Raw genomic sequence first — 17674 nt, 5'->3', positions numbered from 1 at the left:
GAGCAACTCGTCGACGCCCTCATGCTCCTGGCACGCGGGGCACAGCACACCTGACCCTCACCCCCGTACCGGCTCCGGGCACGCCAGACCCCTGGACAGCCGCCGTCGGCCGCGCGTCATCTCCGCGACTGAACGGCCGCTCCCAGTGAGCGCGGCCGCCTGGGCCGCCCACCGCTGGGCTGTGGGCGACGCGACCTGGAAGCGTTCGGCTACCTGTTGCCGCCGCACCGGCGACGACGCCTTCGCGTGAGCCGAGGGGCGCGGCTGCTCCGACGTTGCACAGTGGCGGGCAGCCCACCGAGAGCCACGTTCCGCATACGGGTTACGGGTGACCAATACCGCTGGTCGAGGCACGAACCAGTGTTGAGCCGATCGGCCGTGTCAGGACGGGTTCACAGCGCAGCGGCCTGCCCGCGCACCAAGAGGTTCTGCGTACCCAGGCCGATCGCCAGGTACGCGTACAAGGACACGGTTCCCAACACTCCGGCCCCGGCAGCATGGTCGATCCACAGGCCCAGGCCGATGTGCACGCACACCGAAGCCAGCCACAGCCCGGTAGTGGCCGCCGTTCCCTTGCGCAGCACCACGTCTTGGGCGTCACGCCAAACCCGGACGGTCCGCGCCCTGGCCGCACCGAACCCGGCTGCAACGGCCAGGCTCACCACCAGGAGGACCATGGGCAGCGTGGTCAGCGGGTGTTCCTGGGCGACCGAGAAGACGCCGAAGGCGATCCCTGCGACGCCCAGGACTCCCAGGATCGCCGGGGCAATCAGCGAGCCGATGCGCCGCACTGGACGGGTGCGCAGCTGCTGTCGCACCACCAGACCCACGACCACCACGACCGGGACGAGAGCGGCCCCGCCGTTCGTACTCTGCATGTCAACTCCCCCGTTGGTGCGCTGCGTTCGAGCGGCAGCGCCATAACCCCCTATTGTGCGCGAGCGTCGACGGGGACGATGACCAGGGGGCGCCCCGCAACGGCTGCCCCTCCAGCCAGTGTTCGGAATGCCCGATCGCTGCGCAGACCGTGTGATGCCCTGGGCGTCACTCGATCGGCACTTGGGCGGTCGGCCAGCTTGGGAGTCGAGTTTCTTGCGGTTGCGGGCTCAGCCACGCGTGCGGGGCGGCGCCAGGGTTCGGTTGATGCCGACCGATGCGCTGGGGAGACGAAGGGCCGCGGCCCACGAGACCGCCAGGGTGCAGGCGATGACGGCGTAGGCGGCCCGGTAGTCACCGGTGGTGTCGGTGAGGAAGCCGGTGAAAGAGGGGCCTGCGAAGCTGGCAAGGCTGCTGGCCGCGTTGACACCGGCGATGGCCGTCGCCGCGCGGGGGCCGGACAGGACCGTGGTGCACCGGCTCCAGAAGGCAGGAACCGCGGTCAGAATCCCCGTCACCGCCACGGTCAGCGCGACCAGAGTGAGGACGGGTTGGCGTGACAGCGCAGCCAGGGAAATGGCGACTGCGGCCGCCGCGACCGGCACGGCGATGAGATGCGTCCGGGGGCCCACCCGGTCGCCGTGGCGGCTCCAGGCGAGCATGACGAAGGCCGCGGCCACGGACGGCAGGGCCGCGAGCGCGGATGCAGCGGATGCTCCGGCGCCGGGGAAGAGAGCGGTGGTGACCTTGGGAAGGAAGAACTGCAGGGCGTACGCGGCGAAGCACGGGCCCGCATGCACCACGGTGAAGTGCGCGGCGTGACCGAGCGTGGACCGGTCCGCCGACGAGGGCGGGGCGTCCTCGGCCAACCGGGCTTCGAGCTCGCCGCGTTGAGCCGCCGTCAACCAGGCCGCATCGCGTGGTGTGTCAGGCAGCAGGCGCAATGCGGCGACTCCCAGGAGGACAGCGGGGGCAGCCTCGATCAGGAACATCGACCGCCAGCCGCTGAGACCGAAGAGGGCGGAGTGGTCGACGAGCAGACCCGAGGCCGGCAGCCCGACGACGTTGGAGAGCGGGATGGCGAGCAGGAACAGAGCCAGCGCGCGGGTACGTTGCCGGCAAGGGAACCAGGCGGCCAGGTAGGCGACGACGCCGGGGAAGAATCCGGCCTCGGCCAGGCCCAACACGAACCGGGCCAGATAGAGGCTGTGCGCGTCGGTGACGAGCGCGGTGGCGGCCGAACACACACCCCAGGCGGTAATCACACAGCACAGCCAGCGGCGGGCGCCGAACCGCTTCAACGCCACCGCCGCCGGGACCTGGAAGAGCACATAGCCCAGGAAGAAGATCCCGGCAGCGGTGCCGTAGGCGGTGGCGCTCAACCCCAGATCGGCGTTCATCGTCAATGCGGCGACGCCGATGTTGGCGCGGTCGAGGAAGTTGACCACGTACAGCGCGAACAGCAGCGGCAGCAGCCTGCGTGCCACCACGCGCACCACACCCGTACCGCACGGCGTTGCCGGCCTGTCAGCCCTGGTCTCCGCACCCGTCGCCATCGGCCGCCTCCGCTCCACCGGTCCCGTCGTCCCTCGTTCAATGAACGCGCCGGAGGGAGATCGGTTGTGCGGCACGAGGAACGGTGGGTGCTCGGCAACCCGAACGGGGCAGCCGCGCACTGGGCTCTTGTGCCGACAGCAGCCGAGGAACGGAGCCGTCGCCCGACGAGGGCCTGGCCGAGTTGCCGCCATAGGGTGTGTCGCTGTTGTGAGCCGTGCTGATTCCGGTCGTGGCTGCCGCATCCGAATTCCTCGCGCAGTACCCCTACGGCATGTTGTGGGTCGGAGTGGGCATGGGATTCGGCACGGCGGCGACCGCCGCAATCGTGGCGGGCGGCGTCTGCCGACCGCAGCAGTCAATTCGTCGATGAAGTCGACGGCACATTTCTCGACTTCACGCTCGGCATCGGCCGCCGCCTGAAAGAACCTCGACGATGACGTCGTCGCGGCCGAGTGGACATTCGCCAGTTCCGGTCGTCTGTTTCTCGCACGCAGTCCCTCGATCAGCACCGCGTCGTAAGGACTACCAACTACAGCTGCTGTACGTCCCCGACCTGCCGGTGTGCAGGGGTGCGGGGGCGCGGGGGCGCAGGGGTCCCTCGGCGGGCACGGCCTGTCCTCACATCCCGGCCATACCGCCACCGGTGAGGCCAGGAGCCAGTGCCGGAACCCAGAAGACGGCGACGGCGAGGGCCATCGAGACGATCCCCACGGCACGGGCCACCAGGCGGCCGGCCGGAACGAGCTTCTCGGCGGTGATCACGGCGGCCACCACCACCATGGCCCACAGGTTCATCAGACCGAACGCCGCCAGCAGCACCATCAACGACCAGCAGCAGCCCAGGCAGAAGGCCCCGTGGTGGGCTCCGGCACGCAGATCGCGCGAGGGCCCTGGGTACGAGGCGTAGCGCAGCATCAACCCGAGCGGCGAGCGGCACTTGGCCAGGCAGCGGTCTTTGAGGGGCGTGAGCTGGTAGAGGCCGCCGACCGCGAACACGGCCGCGGCCGCCGCGGTCCCCACCGCGGCGGGGAGGCTCGCCGCCCGGCCCAGGCCGCCGGCCAGCGCGTACGCCGGCAGCCCGGCCGCGACCCAGACGAGCAGGTAGGCGACCGTGAAAGCCACCATGCGCGGCGCCCGGTGCACCGTGATGGTGCGTGCGTACAGCGCGGCCACGGGCGCCGTGGCGGGCAACATCATCGCGGCCATCATCAGCGTCCACACGGCCAGGAATGCGGGCAGGCCCAGCCCCATGGTGCCGGGCATCGCATGCGCGCCACCCCAGCGGGTCACCGCCCAGACCCAAGCGGCTGCCGCCGCGACCAGCAGCAGCCCGGCGGGGCCCGCCGTGTGGCGGACGGTAGCCGGCCTGCCGGTCACGCGGACCACGTGAAGGGTGCCGAGTGTCCGTTGCCGCCGGTGAAGTCCCAGGACCGTCCGTACACGCCGTCGCCCGTCGCCCGGGTGGACCGGGCAATCGTCAGCGTGCTGCTCACCGGGTGGAACATGCCGGTCAGGCCCATCACCGGACCGTCCTCGCCGAACTGCGGGGCGATCTGGTCCTCGATCTCGATGTCGATGGCGTCGCCCACCCGCACGGCGTGGCGGCGGCCGTCGTCGCGGTAGTCGATGGGGACGCGCTCCACGCCGAGGACCTCGCCGATGAGCGGAGTGAGCGCCGCCATCGGCCCTCCGGCCTGGCCGGAGAACACCTTGCCCAGCGCCTCCGCCTGGCCGTCGTCGGCCGAAGCATCGACATACAGCGCCACCTGCCAGCCGCCGTCGGCCATCACCCGGGGCCCGTCGATGAAGACGGCGACGCTGCGGTCGGAGACGTCCACGCCGTCCACGTCCCCGCTGTCCACGTGGAACGCGAAGGTCACCTGGCAGCGCTCGTGGTCGGCCGGTGCGGTGAGGCCCGAAGTGGTACAGGGGCACACCACGTCGCAGTTGCAGCTCTCGAGGTACGTGCCGTTCAGATTCCAGGGCATGGCTCTTCCTCCCTGTTTCGCGTCCCCTCCCCGCGAAGGGAATGCATCGGGAGGGTCTTTCCCGTCCCGGTGCCGCTCTTTTCCAGGCTATTCCCGACGCCCACCGTCGCGCAGATCCGCTGCCGGGAGCTCGCCGTCCTGGTACCGGGTCGTGGGGGGGACCCGCGACGTCGGATGTTTCATCGACGACGTCCTCTTCGAGCTCTTCGTGCTCTTCATGACCCGCTTGAGCTCCGAGCACCGGCGGCCGAAGGCCGACGCGCTCGTCACCGTCACTCACGGCAGAGATCCGGGAACCGGACTCCAACAGCAGAAGTCTGCGCCGGTTCCGGCTGCCCTCCGCTCGCTTCTCGATCACAACTCGTCGTCAGCCGACCAGGGTTGGGGGTTCCGCTTGCTCACGCCCGAGCAGCAGCCGTAATCATCCGCAGAACACGGCTACCCGAGTTGCGTGAGGAAATCCAAGGCCCTCTCCGGAGGCAGTCATCCGCTCACTCCATGGCTCACCCCTCTGTCCTCGGGCATGCATGCAAGGAATCAAGGCGAGCGCGTCGGGTCGGCCTCCGAGCGCCACGCGTTCCTGCACCAGAACCGCACCGGCCGCCAGTGGGAGTATCTGCCGCACGACCTGCCACCGAGCAGGGCATCAGACTGCCGCCACGGCCGGTCGGGGCGGATGGGGCGGCCGGGGCGGCCGGCAACTGCGCGGGATGCCGTCCAACCAGGCCAGGGCCTGCACGAAGGGCCACCGGCTGACCTTCGAGGACTGATGGACAGTCCGCCGTCAACAGCAACAGTGGCTTCTGCGGGAAGCCCGGGCGGCAGGAGTCGACCCTCTCCTGTCGTAGCGCTGTGTTGCGGTCCTGAGTACCCAGTGCGACGGTGTACGAGGGGGCGATGCCGGCCGCCTGGCAAGGGACAGCCTTGCAGGTGACGGCACGACGCGCCGAGACACGGCTGAGTCGCGCCCACCATCCTTGAAGTCTGACATTCCGTGAATCGGCGTGCGTCCACGAACCGTGGGGGAATCACAGAGAAAGCGGGAATTCAATGGTGAACGGACCCACGGACAGAGGCGCTTTCGGCGAGCGCCCCGGCCGGCCTCATGGCAATGTCATGGGCCAGAACACGGAGTACACCGGCCGATACGTGGTGTTGCTCGACCCGAGCAACCAGGAGGGCGGACTGAACGCACTGCGTTCCTCCGCCGACATCACGTCCGTCGAACGTGTCCGAGGAACCGAGACAGCGAACGTCGCCGAACTCCTTGAGCGCCCCGACGTCTCGGTGCTCTTCGAGGAACTCGGCGCCGCCGTTGTCGAGGTGCGGCCCGAGCAGCGCCACGCGCTGGTGACCACGGCCGAGGCGGAACCCTCGATCATCGCGGCGGAGCCGGAGCGGATGGTCTACGCCTCGCCCATCACCGCGCCACAGCAGGCACCGACCGAATTCTTCCCCGCCTACCGCAGCGATGAGGAAGTGGTCGCCCGCCACACCACGGCTGCAATCGCGGCTGCCCACGGCCCGGACTGGGACGAGCAGAACTGGACCTGGGGCCTTCAGGCGATCCGGGCCAACCGCTCCAGCCTGACCGGACGCGATGTGAAGATCGCCGTCCTCGACACCGGTGTGGACACCGGCCACCCGGACCTGGCGGGGCGCATCCAGGACACCGTCTCCTTCGTGCCCGGCCAGCCCGTCCAGGACGGCAACGGCCACGGCACGCACTGCATCGGCACCGCCGCAGGCCCCGCCCACCCCCAGCAGGGACCCCGCTACGGCGTGGCCTGCGACGCCCGGATCCTCGCGGCGAAGGTACTCAGCAACGCCGGCAGCGGCACGGACGGCCAGATCCTGGCCGGCATGTCCTGGGCCGTCGCGCACGGCGCACGAGTGATCTCCATGTCCCTCGGCGGCCCGGTCCAACCGGATGAGCTCTTCCCCCAGACCTACGAGATTCTCGCCCAGCGCGCACTCCAGCGCGGGGCAGTGATCGTCGCCGCCGCGGGCAACGACAGCAACCGCCCCCCGAGCATCCAGCCCGTCAGCCGGCCCGCCAACTGCCCCTCCATCCTCGCGGTCGCCTCGCTCGACAAGGCGATCACGACGTCGTTCTTCTCCAACGGCGGCATCAACGGCCAGGGCGGCGAGATCAACATCGCTGCGCCCGGCAGAGATGTGCGCTCGGCCGCCCCGGGCGGGGGGTATCAGAGCCTGAGCGGTACCAGCATGGCCACACCACATGCTGCGGGAGTCCTCGCGCTGCTCGCCCAGGCGAACCCCAACGCCTCCGCGGTCGAGCTCATGGCAAGTCTGAAGTCCGGCGCGTTCCCGCTGATGCAACCCGTCAGGGACGTCGGCTCGGGTCTGCTCCAGGCGCCGTGAGCGAGTCGTCCCAGTCCGCGCCGGTCGGGGTCATCCTCGCGATCGACCCCGACCGGTTCGCGGAGGTGGTCGAGGCCCTGCGGCGGGCCGGGCTGACGGTCACGGGCGAGCAGCCGATCCTCGGCACGCTGTCCGGCACCGTCGCTGAAGACCGGATACCGGTCCTGGAGGCGATCGACGGCGTCGAATCCGTCGACCGGGAGCGCACCGTCCAACTCCCCCCACCCGACTCCCCGATCCAGTGAGAGCGAGCCCGACAGGGCTTGTTGGTGGTCAATCTCTGCCCCTGGGGACGGAGACGGGCCTGACACTTCTCGCCTGCCCGCTCGCCTCTGCTGTCCCCGGTAGCCTGCACGCCCATACCCATACCCCCCATACCCATGCCACCGTGCTGACTTCCGCAGCCGCCATTCCGCTCCGTCGGGGGGCGTTGCGCTGGATCGGTGCTGGATTCGGTGCTGGATCGGTGCGGCTTCCCTGACACCGGAGCGGCACGCCCCAGGCAGCCCATTGCCGGAGCCGCGGAACGAACAACAGGTGGATGTGCTGCGCATCTGCAAGTCCGCCAACAGGTACGAGACGGAAAAACGGCTCCGTCGAGCCGGACCGCAGACACGGACGCACCAGACGTGGAAGGCTGATCCGGACCGGGGGTCCCTTGGCGAACTCCCCTGCCGTTTGGCAGGTTTGCGGATATCAGGCGTGTCGCTCTCACGCTCGCGTCATGATCTTCCGCACACCAGTTCGCTGGTGGATGGGACAGGAACGTTCAGGACGGGGGAAACGTGGCAGAGCGAGATCAACTCCTCGGCGGCCGTTACCGATTGGTGCGGCAGCTCGGCGAGGGCGGCATGGGCCAAGTATGGGAGGCGCAGGACGAGACGCTGAGTCGGCCGGTCGCAGTCAAAGTGATCTCGCTGCTCGCCGGCCGCGGAAGCCGCGGCGACGAGGCACGCGCCAGGTTCCTGCGCGAGGCCCGGATCACCGCTCGACTTCAGCACCCCAACATCGTGACCATCCACGACCTCGGCGAGACCGACAGCACGGACGACAGGGTCCCGTTCCTGGTGATGGAGCTGGTCCGAGGCGAGGGTCTGGACGTGCTACTGCGCCGGGGCGGCATCACCTTGGCCGACGCCGCCCGGTGGGGCGCACAGATCTGCGACGCACTCGCCGACGCGCACGACACCGGCATCATGCACCGGGACATCAAACCCTCCAACATCCTCATCACGCCTTCCGGCATCGTGAAGGTCCTCGATTTCGGTGTCGCCCGGGCAGCCGACCCCTACGCGACTGCGGACCGCCTCACCCAGACCGGGTTCATCGTGGGCACGCCCCCCTACATGGCCCCCGAACAAGCACGCGGCTTCCCCGAACCGCGCAGCGATTTGTATGCGCTTGGATGTCTGCTCTTCGAGCTGATCACAGGCCAACTGCCGTTCCAGGCCCCCGACACCGTGGGCTACCTCTCGGCTCACCTCACCCAGGAACCGCCCACACCCAGCTCGGTGTCCACCAGCATCCCGTCCGCCTGGGATGACCTGGTGCTGACGCTGCTGCACAAGGACCCCACCCAGCGGTACCCGAACGCCGCCGCCCTCTCCCAAGCACTGCGACAACTCGACGGCGCACCCGAGCCCCTGGCGCCGTCAGACGAGCACTTCATCCCGCCCGCCACAATGCCGAGCACACCTCCGCCCCCGCCCGCGGAATCCGTTCCAGGAAAGAATAGAGCCCCAGGAACGAATAGCGCCGCAGGAACGAATTGGGTCCGCCCGCCGGATGCGGCACCCGCGAATATCCCGGCACACCTGGAACCGGCCACCAGCGGCCCACTGGACAATGCTCCTGATGAGCACCTGACCACTGATCAGACCCACAAGGACCTGAGCGTCGGCGGCGGCGAAGCAGCGCTCTCCCCAACGAAAACCATGCGGAGATTCCTCCCACCGCGGAAAGCGGTGATCGTAATTCCCGCCCTGCTGCTGATCACGTCCACCATTGTGGCGAGCGGCATCATGTACTCCCTCAGACAGAAGGAGGACCACAACCCGACGCAACGCCGAGAATCTCCAACACCATCGGCGACCGTTGGATTCAAGACCATCCCGGACATTTGCGGGAACCTGTCGGAGGCAGCAATATTGGATGACCTCATAGACTATCGGCGCCCCAGCGACTCCAAAACCAGCACCAATGAGAGGAAGTGCGGATGGGAGACCGAAAGGTCCGCCACGGTGCCCGTAGACGCCAGCCTGACCCTCACGGCACGGAAATTCAACAGCACCAGCCAAGCTGAATCCTACGTGGCAAAGGAAAAGGGTCAACGATCCATTTTCGGCGGATCCGCATACACTGACCTCGGAAAACCCGGGGAAACCGGAGACCAAGCCATCTTTCGCGTCTGGAAGGAAATCGTCGACAAGACAGGGGGTGGCGAGGTTTACCACAGCTCCAACACAACCGAAATCACCTTCCGCAAAAGCAACCTCGTCGTAGAGGTCGAGTACACCCGGTCCCGTGGCAACGATCCCAAGCCAGCCGACACCACCACAACACGCCGGGGAGCCGAGGCGATCACCGAAAAGGCGGCCTCGTCCCTGGGAGGTTGACCAAGAGCCGTGGTCGTACCACGGAGGCCATCCGCCCAGGAGCCGCGAGTCGCCACATGCGCACCCGCCGACCAGCGCGTAGACGGATGGCCGCAAACACCGCCTGATCACGCACGTTATGCGTCCCACCGCCCTGCGGGCGCACCCGCGAAGCAGGCAGCAACGCCCGGGCAACCTCCCGCAGCCCCTCCGGAGCGACCCAACTCCACAGTCCCGAGCCCCACCCCCCGTTGCGGGGCATGCCGGCTCGTGCGGTTCTCGCGCAGCCCGGACCATGGGAGTGTGGGCTGGCATCCGGATTACGGCGGGGCCGAGCCGGTGGACGTGATCGACGTGGCGCCGACGGCCCGGACGGCGGTGGCATGGCTGCCGCCGCAGGAGCTCTGGCCGGCGATTCAGGAGATCCGCTGGGAGCATGATCCGCAGGTGCGGCGGTGGCCGCCGCATGTGAATCTGCTGTTCGGCTTCGTACCGGAGGAAGAGTTCGGACGGGCTGTACCGCTGCTCTCCGCCGGGGCGGTGGAGAGCACGGCGTTCACGGCGCGGCTGGCCGGCGTGCGGTACTTCCGGCACCGGCATTTCGCCACAGTGTGGCTCGATCCGGCCGCGGCGGGCGTCGGACCGTGGGCCCGTCTGCACCGGGCGCTGGGGCTGCGGTTCCCGCTCTGCCGCGGGCGTGGTGGTCGCTTCACCCCTCATCTGTCCCTCGGCCGCACTCAGGATCCACGGCCTCTGGCTGCCGAGTGCGCCGGCCGGCTCGGCGCATCGTCGGCTGTGGTCGAGGAGGTGGTCCTGCTCTCCCGGCACGGCGAGGGGCCCATGCGGCCCCGGGCCGTCATCACGCTGGGCTCGGGCGAGGTCCGCCGACTGCTGGGGAATTAGTACTCCAGCAGGAATTCGCGTCCTGAGCTGCTGTTTTCGTTGTTCTGGCATGGAGGGGCGGCTGGTGGACACCGCCAGCGGCATTCTGGACGGCGCGGCCGCCGCCTGGCACTGCGCGCCCGTGACCGGCCCTCTCGAAGACGACCCGCCAGAGAAACCGACGGACCGTCACGAACGTCGAGTGAGTACGTGCCCATGATCCAAGAACATACCTTTTGAAGGGAAAGGACGCAGTTTCATTGTTTGCGGCTCTCAGCTGGTGGGTGAAATCAAAACAACGCAAAGATGGTTGCCAGCCTCGAAGTGCCTGACTAGGGTCAGGACACTCGCATAGAGTTGTTGAGACCAAAGCGCATCGGGGGCGGGATGGTTTCGCTTGAATCCTCACCTGGCCCCCAAAGAAGGGGGAATGATGAGGAATAAGATGGGAGCGGCTTGTGTGACCGCAGCCGCTGCTGTCGCCGCGAGCATTATTGCGGCGCCTGCTGCATCCGCGAACGTGACCCCGAAGGCGTCCGAGTACGTCTGCACCTCAAAGCACTCGGGGAACACTGCATCGGCCAAGTGCGCCAACCTCGCAAGCATCGACCAGTACCGGGTCAAGGTGACTTGCATTGACTCCCGAGGGGTGCAGGACCACACCTACGGGCCTTGGAAGAACGGCCGCAGCGGGGAGTGGTCGACCAAGTCCTGCCCCGGATCGGGTTACTTCTACAAGGCTGGCTACCAGGTCGAGCTCGGCTGAGTGTCGACCGTCACGTGGAGTCAGAACCTAGATTTTGAGCGGAGTTCAGAGTGAACAGAAAGAGGGCTGGCCTCGTCGTTGCGGGAATAGTCATGGGTGCGGGTATCTTCGCACCCTCGGCTGGTGCGACTGAGGTCGGAATCAAGTCGGCAGACTGCAACACGTGGTCCAGGGGGCAGACCGGGTACGCCTACTGTTCCGGCCTTGGGACGGTCGGTGCGCACCGGGTCAAGGTCGTGTGCACGGATATTCGAGGCGTTGAGGACACCACCTACGGTCCGTGGGTCGCCAACGCGAAGACGTCGAGCAAGCATTGTCCAGGGGCGTCGTACCTTGTCCGTGTCGGCTCGGTGATCCAGGACTAAATGAAGTATCTCCGTTGAACGGTGATGCTTTGCCATGGGCGTGGGTCGGTGAACAGCCGGCACCACGCCCATGGGTGCGTCCTCGTAGAGCCTGGAAGACGAACGTAAGCGCGCCGAGAGGTTCGGGGTGCGTGCGCGTTCGGCAGGTCGCGACCACCTTCCTCGCCGGACTCCACCTCGCAGCATCCTCGTCCGGGCAGCGAGACGATCCGGAAGAGTCGCCTCCAGCCAACCCCGCCTCGACACGCTCCGCGCTCATCGAACCCGCCCGATCAACCACTGGTCCTGGGCATCGCTTCGGGCCGACCTCCGGCAACGACCCGAAGCTGAATGCCCCTGCCGCCGGCACGTCACCACCACGACCTTCGTGAAGGGCGTGAACATGGCGTACGCCGAGGCCACCCGACACATCGCCGGAGTGTCCGGCCACAAGCTGTCGGTCACTGCCACCCCAACTGAGCATGCTTGAACAACCGCCCCTGCTGAGCATGCTTTGAACAACGAGTCAGCTGATCGAGCAGATTCCCCCAGCCGGAAAGTCGAATGCGTCCCAGGCAGGCGTGGGCGGCCATCGCCAAGGTGATGTGCCGGTGCCAGCCGGGACAGCGCCGGACCTGGTAGTCGTCCAGGCCGCACTCGCCCTTGGCGGTCTGGAAGCACTCCTCGGTCGCCCACCGGCTGGGCTCCCTTGCCGCAAGACCAGCGCCTCCGCTTCCGCCGCGGCAGCTCGACAAGCAGCTCGTGGACGGGCTGACCCAGTGCCCAGCGGGTGACGACGGTGTCGCGGCCCATTCGATCCGGTTCAAAAACCGGTGGAGACGATCAGGGCCCGTATGGCCGGCCTCCTCGGCCGGCGTCCACCCGTTCTTCCACTCCAGCGGAGCGATCAGTCCGTGCACCCCGCGGTGCCGGCCGGGACCATGCATGCGGCAATGGAGGCCGGATAACTCACCCTCGGGGAGAGGGTTCTACCGGTGTGGCGGCCACGAAGAACATCGCGGCCATGACCTCCGTGCTCATCTGGCCCCCGGGGCCACACTGCGTCTCGTCGCGGGAAGACGAGCGGCATCGCTGCTGAGTGCCTGTGAGATGTTGAAGGCATCGGTTCCCTCTCGCCGGTGCCTTCAACGTTGTCGCCCGAAGTCGTGGCTACCCAGTCAGGGGGCAGGCCGACATCCGGTAGTCGTTTGGTGGCATGCCATATGCGGTTCGGAAGGCACGGGTGAAGTCGGCTGCACGGGCGAACCCACAGCGAGCGGCGATTGCATGGATGGGGGTGGTACGCCAGGTGGGGTCGGCGAGTTCGCGACGGGCGCGTTCGAGACGTTGTCGACGGATCCATGCTGCAACGCTGGTCTCTTCGTGCTGGAAGAGGCTGTGGAGATAGCTGGTGGAGATGTGGTGCGCGGCTGCGATTGCCGGGGGCCGCAGGTCCGGGTCGGCCAGATGCCGGTGAATGAATCCTTGGATGCGCAGGATCAGCGCGCGTCGGTGGGATTCGGGGGGCACCTGGTCGTCGGCTTCCAGGTGGTGGGCGAGGGTGGCGGTGAGCAGATCCAGGGCCACCGTGCCCAGCCGAGCGGTGTCTGCGGGCCGGTAGGACGTGGTGTCAGTGGCCAGGCGCGTGAGGAACTGCGCGAGCAGGCCTCCGATTCCGTCCCGGCCCGATAAGGAGCGGGCGAGAAACCGGTCAACGCTGCTGGGAGGAAACGGCAGTAACTCCTTGGGTACCCCCATTCCCACCGATGTCACAGAGCCGGCTACGGCCTCCCAGGGGCGTGAGGTGTCGACGACATACATCTCCTGTGCACCGTGCACGGCTTCTTGACCGGCGTGGCGAATTCCCAGGGTTCCACGCAGGAGGAGAGCAAGGGTGTAGCACTCCGGATCGGACGGCCGTATCAACTTCGCTGTCCGCAGCCCCGTGACCGGCTGAACCTTCGTCGGTACAACCGATATCGGCCCCAGTTGGAGACTGCGCAGCTCAGCGCGAAAGTCCCCCGAATGCTCGCTGCTGGTCTCCATGGGACAGATCGTCTTGGCCAGGTGTTCACGCCAGACATCGAATCGGTCAGGCACCGGCACATCACTACTATCGAAGACCATCCCCATCGTTCTTCCCCCTTGCGTACGGCGGTGTACGAGAAATCCCGCAGCGACTGTCCGCTGTCGGCGCCCCGTGATGGTCACTCACGGAACCGGAGACGGGCGCCGCTCCCCCCGAGCCGGAGCGGCGCCCTGGTCGGCGTTCTAGCGCGACACAAGGAAGTGGACCTCGCGGGGCCTGACCTCCAGGTCGCTCAGGCCGTCAGGTGTCGCGCCCATCTCGCGGCCGACGTCGGCCGCCGCCAGGAAGGCCTCCTCGGACTCGAACGCGCCGGTGGTGACGACGGCGTCGCCGTCCGGGGTGACCCAGACCCCGACGGACAGGAAGCCGGGCTGGCGCCGCGACGCCTCGGCGACCTGGTGGCACTCGCGAACGAACGCCTCGAGGTGCTCGGGAGCGGGGTAGTGGAAGGCGACGAAACCGAATGACATGAGGTATCCCCTCTCGGGTTGTACGATGCCGTATAACGCAACCCTAAGCCCGTTATACGGCTCCGTACAACAGGCCTGAGCGAGTGAGGTGGGCCACAGATGGGCGCATTGCGCACACCGCGGGAGAAGTGGATCGAGGCGGGACTCCAGGCGCTGGCCGCAGGCGGGGTGGACACGGTGCGGGTCGAGGCGCTCGCCAAGACGCTGGGGGTGACCAAGGGCGGCTTCTACGGGTACTTCGCCGACCGCGACGCACTGCTGGCCGAGATGCTGGACACCTGGGAGCGCGAGAGCGTCGACGATGTCATCGACCAGGTTGAGCGGGCGGGCGGCGACGCGCGGGACAAGGTCCGCTTGGCCGGGCGGCTCACCTTCTCCAGCGACCGCCTGCTCCCCATCGACCTGGCCGTCCGCGAATGGGCCCGCCGCGACCACACCGTCGCCGACCGCCTGCGCCGCGTGGACAACAAGCGCATTCAGTTGGCGCGCGACGCGATCGGCACCTTCTGCACCGACCCCGCCGAGGTCGAGGCCCGTGCCCTGCTCGCCTTCTGCATGGCCATCGGCAACCACTTCCTCGCCGCCGACCACCCTGGCCGCACCCGCGCCCCGGTCATCGCCCGCGCCTCCGACATCATCCTCGACGTGCCGCACGGCAACCCCGTTGAATGACACCTCCCCAGGCCGCTAGTACTGCAACCGACCGGTTCGTGTCCGCCACCGTGTGGTCCTTCCCTCCCGGACGGCCCGACGGCATCGCACTCATCCGGGACACTCTCCTCCCCGTGCTCCACACGACGGGACCCGCGCCACTCGCCGTCCTGACCACCGGGACGGCACACAACACATTCGCAAGGCCGCCGGTCCGCACCGGAGAGAACGTCGCCGCGGTCTTCACCTCCTACCCCGGCGAATGTGCGTATCGCCAGCACATTGCCGAGGTGCAGGCCCATCCCCTCATACGGGACGAGGTCCTGCCGGGCATCGGGAGAGAACAGAGAGCAGCGCCCCGGACACTGCGGCCGGCGCCCACAGGCCGCTCGCTCATCAAGTAGATGAGAGCGCTAAGGGGGGCACACCACCTGGTCTGCGCCCCCTTAGCGCTGCCAGTAGTGCCCTTCCCGGTAGACGCCGTCCACGTCGACACCACAGCCCCACTCACCGAAGCTCGTGTTCGCCAGCTCCATGTTGACGACGAAGGAACCGGCCGCCGCGAGGGCAATCCCGAACGGATCGCCGTCATCGTCGGGCAGGTTGTTCACGGCCGGCAACGGGGACTCTGCGGAGCCCAGTGCCCACTCGTCGGCGATGAGGACGAGAGTACTGTCGGGCCGGCCCTCGTCATCACGCCCGATCCGTGTCTGGATCTGATCCGTCGTGAAGCCTGCGTAGGCGCGGTTGTCGATGACGGCCAGGCCGCCCCACTCCTTCATAATGACAAGCGGCTGCCAGGCAATGGTGGAACTGCCCACCCGGGGGCGACATTTGGCGTTTGATGTCGGTCGGTATTCTCTGGAGCCGTGACGGATTTGACACCGCCGCCATGGATTGACGACCTCTTCCCGTTCCCCACTCCGCCCACGCTCCGCCCCCTGATCGACATCGCCTGGCGGGACGCGTACGACTTCTACCAAGAAAACGAATACCTATGATTACGCCCTGCTGATATCCCGCTATGACTTCATGTTCGACCTGGCCACGGTCCCCCGCCCGCCTGATGGCTGCGATGCCTACCCAGAGTTCGACAACCAGGATCGGCTGCTCTCCGTACCGCACTTCGCCACTCCGGAGTTCGTGCCCTTCGGCTCCCTCGGCGACGGCGGCGACATCGACTGGCTGGTACCCGCGCCGGAACTCGGGCGACCGGACCATCCGGTTGCCCTGGCCAACGGTCATGACCACGGCGTGACCCTGATCGGCGCGGACACCCGTACCGGTCTGGAGTTCATGCTGTCGTGGGCCCTGCGACGGTGGCGCGAGTACGGGGTTCGCCGGCTGTGTGAGATATCCCTCTCCCGTCGTCGTGGCGCTGGTGGCCTGAGGAGGTTGACCATGTAGTGATGACCTCCTCGCCCCGCCCGCCGCACGTTGGTGGCCGACCGGATCCGATAAACGGGACTACCGCACTCGGTGGAGAGTCCGCTCCCGCCCGCGGGTACCTGCTGGACAACGCGCGCGCCGAGGCGGGCGAGCGATTCGTTTGGCTGGCCGAGCTGTTCGACGGTGTGACGCGCGGGCACTTCGATCGACTGGGGGTCAGGGCTGGCTCGCGCTGCTGGGTGGTGGGAGCCGGTGGCCCCAGTATCCCGGAGGCGCTCACGGCGGCCGTCGGTCCGACCGGCCACGTGCTGGCCACGGACATCGACCCGTCGTGGCTGAAGACAGGCGACGGGTACGAGGTGCGCCAGCACGACGTCGCCGCTGATCCGCCCCCGGAGCCGGGGACGTTCGATCTGGTGCACGCCCGGCTCGTGCTGGTCCATGTACCCGACCGGGCCCGGGCGTTGGCCACGATGGCGGCAGCGCTACGGCCCGGCGGCTGGCTGCTGGTCGAGGACGCCGATACCGCTCTGCAGCCACTGGCTTGCCTGGACGACAGCGGCCCTGAGCAGCGGCGGGCCAACCGGCTGCGCGACGCGGTCCGGGAGCTGCTGACGCGCCGCGGCGCGGACCTGCGCTACGGCCGGACACTGCCGCGGGCATTGCGTGAGGCCGGCTTGGTAGATGTCGCCGCGGGGGGCACTTTCCCGGTCGGCGGGCTGGCCTGCGACCGGCTGGAGGCGGCGACCATCCGGCACGTGCGCGGCGAGCTGCTCGCGGCCGGCCTGGCCGACGACGCCGAGATCGACGCGCACCTGGCCGCCATCCACGCGGGCAAACTCGACCTGACACTCGCGCCGCTGATTTCGGCCTGGGGACGCCGTCCAGCCGAGCACCCGCCGGCACTCGGTTAGGTGCGGATCCAGGCGTTGTCCGACCTGCCCACAGCGCTGTTCGTCGAGGGAGGCCAGGCAGCTCGCGCGGGTGCGCGCCGTGCGTCACCGGAGCTGGGGCCAACCCGCGATCCCGTCAAGCATCTCCCAACGACAAAACGTCAACCAAGTCCTGAGACCACACAGCGGCAGACAGGCAGGCACAGGCTTCGAAGACGAACGCCTCCTGCACTTCGAACTCCTCGACGGTCAACAGCCACTCCCGGATCTCTCGCTTCACCAGGCATACGCGCCTGGCACAGGGCATCCGGTCGACACCGGGCGCAACAAAACAGCGTGAGGGTCTTCACGGAACCGAACACCACGAACACGCGTCCCCGACGTCTGACCAGCCGCACAGCCCAATCCGTGATGCAAAGGCTCGGTCCAGTCCGCCGTTCGCGGCGGCCCTCGCAGATGTCGTCAGTTGGGGCTGTGCAGGCCGGCCCGAGCAAGGAGGACAGGTGCGGTGCATAAGGAGGCCGTGCGGGTGGCCTCGCTTGGTGAGGTGGCAGAGGGTCCCGGGTGCAGGGGTCCGCTTCAGGGTGAAGCGGCTGGCAGCGCGGGGTTGGGCCACCGAGCTGCGGCCGGGAGTCTTCGCGTCTCCTGCCGTTACCGGGCCCGTGACGGCACTGCCCGGATGAAGGCGTCGCGGCGGCGGCCTGCGAGGGGGGCGCCCCCCGCCCCCCCCCCCCACACAAAAAGACGTGACAGCCTAAGAATAGTGGCGCGGGGGAGGGGGGTGTGGGGA

16 protein-coding genes and 1 pseudogene are annotated in these 17674 nt (G+C 68.1%); 9 read left to right on the top strand and 8 right to left on the bottom strand.

The window, feature by feature from the left end; genetic code table 11:
• Window positions 1-392 precede the first annotated feature (392 nt).
• From AB0C96_RS42080 to AB0C96_RS42065, 4 genes are all read right to left on the bottom strand, one after another.
• Entirely contained in the window at window positions 393-878 is a 486-nt protein-coding gene (locus AB0C96_RS42080) for a hypothetical protein (protein WP_362925483.1), read from the bottom strand.
• Window positions 879-1106: 228 nt separating this feature from the next.
• Window positions 1107-2363, bottom strand: a complete 1257-nt coding sequence (locus AB0C96_RS42075; RefSeq protein WP_362925481.1) for an MFS transporter — start codon at window positions 2361-2363, stop codon at window positions 1107-1109.
• A gap of 688 nt (window positions 2364-3051) precedes the next feature.
• Complete coding sequence (locus tag AB0C96_RS42070) at window positions 3052-3810, bottom strand: DUF2182 domain-containing protein (RefSeq protein ID WP_362925479.1); 759 nt, start codon at window positions 3808-3810, stop codon at window positions 3052-3054.
• Entirely contained in the window at window positions 3807-4421 is a 615-nt protein-coding gene (locus tag AB0C96_RS42065; RefSeq protein WP_362925477.1) for a DUF1326 domain-containing protein, read from the bottom strand. Before AB0C96_RS42065 ends, AB0C96_RS42070 begins: the two co-directional genes overlap by 4 nt.
• A 1116-nt stretch (window positions 4422-5537) precedes the next feature.
• On the opposite strand from AB0C96_RS42065, the gene AB0C96_RS42060 reads away from it, so the two are divergent.
• The 5 genes from AB0C96_RS42060 to AB0C96_RS42040 all read left to right on the top strand — a co-directional run bounded on the left by AB0C96_RS42060 (window position 5538) and on the right by AB0C96_RS42040 (window position 11048).
• On the top strand, window positions 5538-6806 hold the full coding sequence (locus AB0C96_RS42060; protein WP_362925476.1) for a S8 family serine peptidase: 1269 nt from the start codon (window positions 5538-5540) through the stop codon (window positions 6804-6806).
• Window positions 6803-7051: a hypothetical protein gene (locus tag AB0C96_RS42055; protein WP_362925474.1), complete on the top strand. Its 249-nt coding sequence runs from the start codon at window positions 6803-6805 to the stop codon at window positions 7049-7051. The genes AB0C96_RS42060 and AB0C96_RS42055 overlap by 4 nt, the downstream gene beginning before the upstream one ends.
• A gap of 540 nt (window positions 7052-7591) precedes the next feature.
• Window positions 7592-9421, top strand: coding sequence for a serine/threonine-protein kinase (locus tag AB0C96_RS42050; RefSeq protein ID WP_362925472.1), 1830 nt, complete (start codon window positions 7592-7594; stop codon window positions 9419-9421).
• 282 nt (window positions 9422-9703) lie between these two features.
• Window positions 9704-10303: a 2'-5' RNA ligase family protein gene (locus AB0C96_RS42045; RefSeq protein ID WP_362925470.1), complete on the top strand. Its 600-nt coding sequence runs from the start codon at window positions 9704-9706 to the stop codon at window positions 10301-10303.
• Between the two features lie 439 nt (window positions 10304-10742).
• Window positions 10743-11048, top strand: coding sequence for a hypothetical protein (locus tag AB0C96_RS42040; RefSeq protein WP_362925468.1), 306 nt, complete (start codon window positions 10743-10745; stop codon window positions 11046-11048).
• A gap of 805 nt (window positions 11049-11853) precedes the next feature.
• Here AB0C96_RS42040 and AB0C96_RS42035 read toward each other — a convergent pair.
• The 3 genes and pseudogenes from AB0C96_RS42035 to AB0C96_RS42025 form a co-directional block, all read right to left on the bottom strand.
• A pseudogene (locus AB0C96_RS42035) lies at window positions 11854-12093 on the bottom strand (hypothetical protein); the annotation flags it as partial.
• 469 nt (window positions 12094-12562) lie between these two features.
• Window positions 12563-13525 (bottom strand): AraC family transcriptional regulator, encoded by a 963-nt coding sequence (locus AB0C96_RS42030; RefSeq protein ID WP_362925466.1) that lies wholly within the window; start codon window positions 13523-13525, stop codon window positions 12563-12565.
• 138 nt (window positions 13526-13663) lie between these two features.
• Window positions 13664-13951 (bottom strand): antibiotic biosynthesis monooxygenase family protein, encoded by a 288-nt coding sequence (locus AB0C96_RS42025; RefSeq protein WP_362925464.1) that lies wholly within the window; start codon window positions 13949-13951, stop codon window positions 13664-13666.
• 99 nt (window positions 13952-14050) lie between these two features.
• Between AB0C96_RS42025 and AB0C96_RS42020 the strand changes: the two genes are divergently transcribed.
• The gene (locus AB0C96_RS42020; protein WP_362925462.1) at window positions 14051-14623 is read left to right on the top strand and encodes a TetR/AcrR family transcriptional regulator; all 573 of its coding nucleotides are present in this window, start codon (window positions 14051-14053) and stop codon (window positions 14621-14623) included.
• Between the two features lie 425 nt (window positions 14624-15048).
• Here the strand turns inward: AB0C96_RS42020 and AB0C96_RS42015 are convergent, their stop codons facing one another.
• Window positions 15049-15423 carry a hypothetical protein gene (locus tag AB0C96_RS42015; protein WP_362925460.1) on the bottom strand — a complete coding sequence of 125 codons (375 nt, stop codon included), beginning with the start codon at window positions 15421-15423 and terminating at the stop codon, window positions 15049-15051.
• A gap of 48 nt (window positions 15424-15471) precedes the next feature.
• Here AB0C96_RS42015 and AB0C96_RS42010 point away from each other — a divergent pair, with 48 nt between their 5' ends.
• From AB0C96_RS42010 to AB0C96_RS42000, 3 genes are read left to right on the top strand one after another with little or no spacing between them, the layout of a single operon-like run.
• Entirely contained in the window at window positions 15472-15603 is a 132-nt protein-coding gene (locus tag AB0C96_RS42010; protein WP_362925458.1) for a hypothetical protein, read from the top strand.
• Window positions 15604-15634: 31 nt separating this feature from the next.
• On the top strand, window positions 15635-16009 hold the full coding sequence (locus AB0C96_RS42005) for a hypothetical protein (protein ID WP_362925456.1): 375 nt from the start codon (window positions 15635-15637) through the stop codon (window positions 16007-16009).
• A 2-nt stretch (window positions 16010-16011) separates the two neighbouring features.
• The gene (locus AB0C96_RS42000; RefSeq protein WP_362925455.1) at window positions 16012-16905 is read left to right on the top strand and encodes a methyltransferase domain-containing protein; all 894 of its coding nucleotides are present in this window, start codon (window positions 16012-16014) and stop codon (window positions 16903-16905) included.
• The last annotated feature ends 769 nt before the right edge of the window (window positions 16906-17674 follow it).

This window comes from Streptomyces sp. NPDC048506 (assembly GCF_040651315.1).
Taxonomy (GTDB): Bacteria; Actinomycetota; Actinomycetes; order Streptomycetales; family Streptomycetaceae; genus Streptomyces.
The sequence above is the reverse complement of the archived record's forward strand: the minus strand, read 5'-3'. Positions and strand labels throughout refer to the sequence as shown.

What these genes read in the sequence shown, in the direction of transcription:
- AB0C96_RS42005 (WP_362925456.1), top strand. Translation starts at nt 15,635, where the DNA reads ATGTTCGACCTGGCCACGGTCCCCCGCCCGCCTGATGGCTGCGATGCC.
- AB0C96_RS42080 (WP_362925483.1), bottom strand. Translation starts at nt 878, where the DNA reads ATGCAGAGTACGAACGGCGGGGCCGCTCTCGTCCCGGTCGTGGTGGTC.
- AB0C96_RS42025 (WP_362925464.1), bottom strand. Translation starts at nt 13,951, where the DNA reads ATGTCATTCGGTTTCGTCGCCTTCCACTACCCCGCTCCCGAGCACCTC.
- AB0C96_RS42030 (WP_362925466.1), bottom strand. Translation starts at nt 13,525, where the DNA reads ATGGGGATGGTCTTCGATAGTAGTGATGTGCCGGTGCCTGACCGATTC.
- AB0C96_RS42060 (WP_362925476.1), top strand. Translation starts at nt 5,538, where the DNA reads ATGGGCCAGAACACGGAGTACACCGGCCGATACGTGGTGTTGCTCGAC.
- AB0C96_RS42065 (WP_362925477.1), bottom strand. Translation starts at nt 4,421, where the DNA reads ATGCCCTGGAATCTGAACGGCACGTACCTCGAGAGCTGCAACTGCGAC.
- AB0C96_RS42000 (WP_362925455.1), top strand. Translation starts at nt 16,012, where the DNA reads ATGACCTCCTCGCCCCGCCCGCCGCACGTTGGTGGCCGACCGGATCCG.
- AB0C96_RS42020 (WP_362925462.1), top strand. Translation starts at nt 14,051, where the DNA reads ATGGGCGCATTGCGCACACCGCGGGAGAAGTGGATCGAGGCGGGACTC.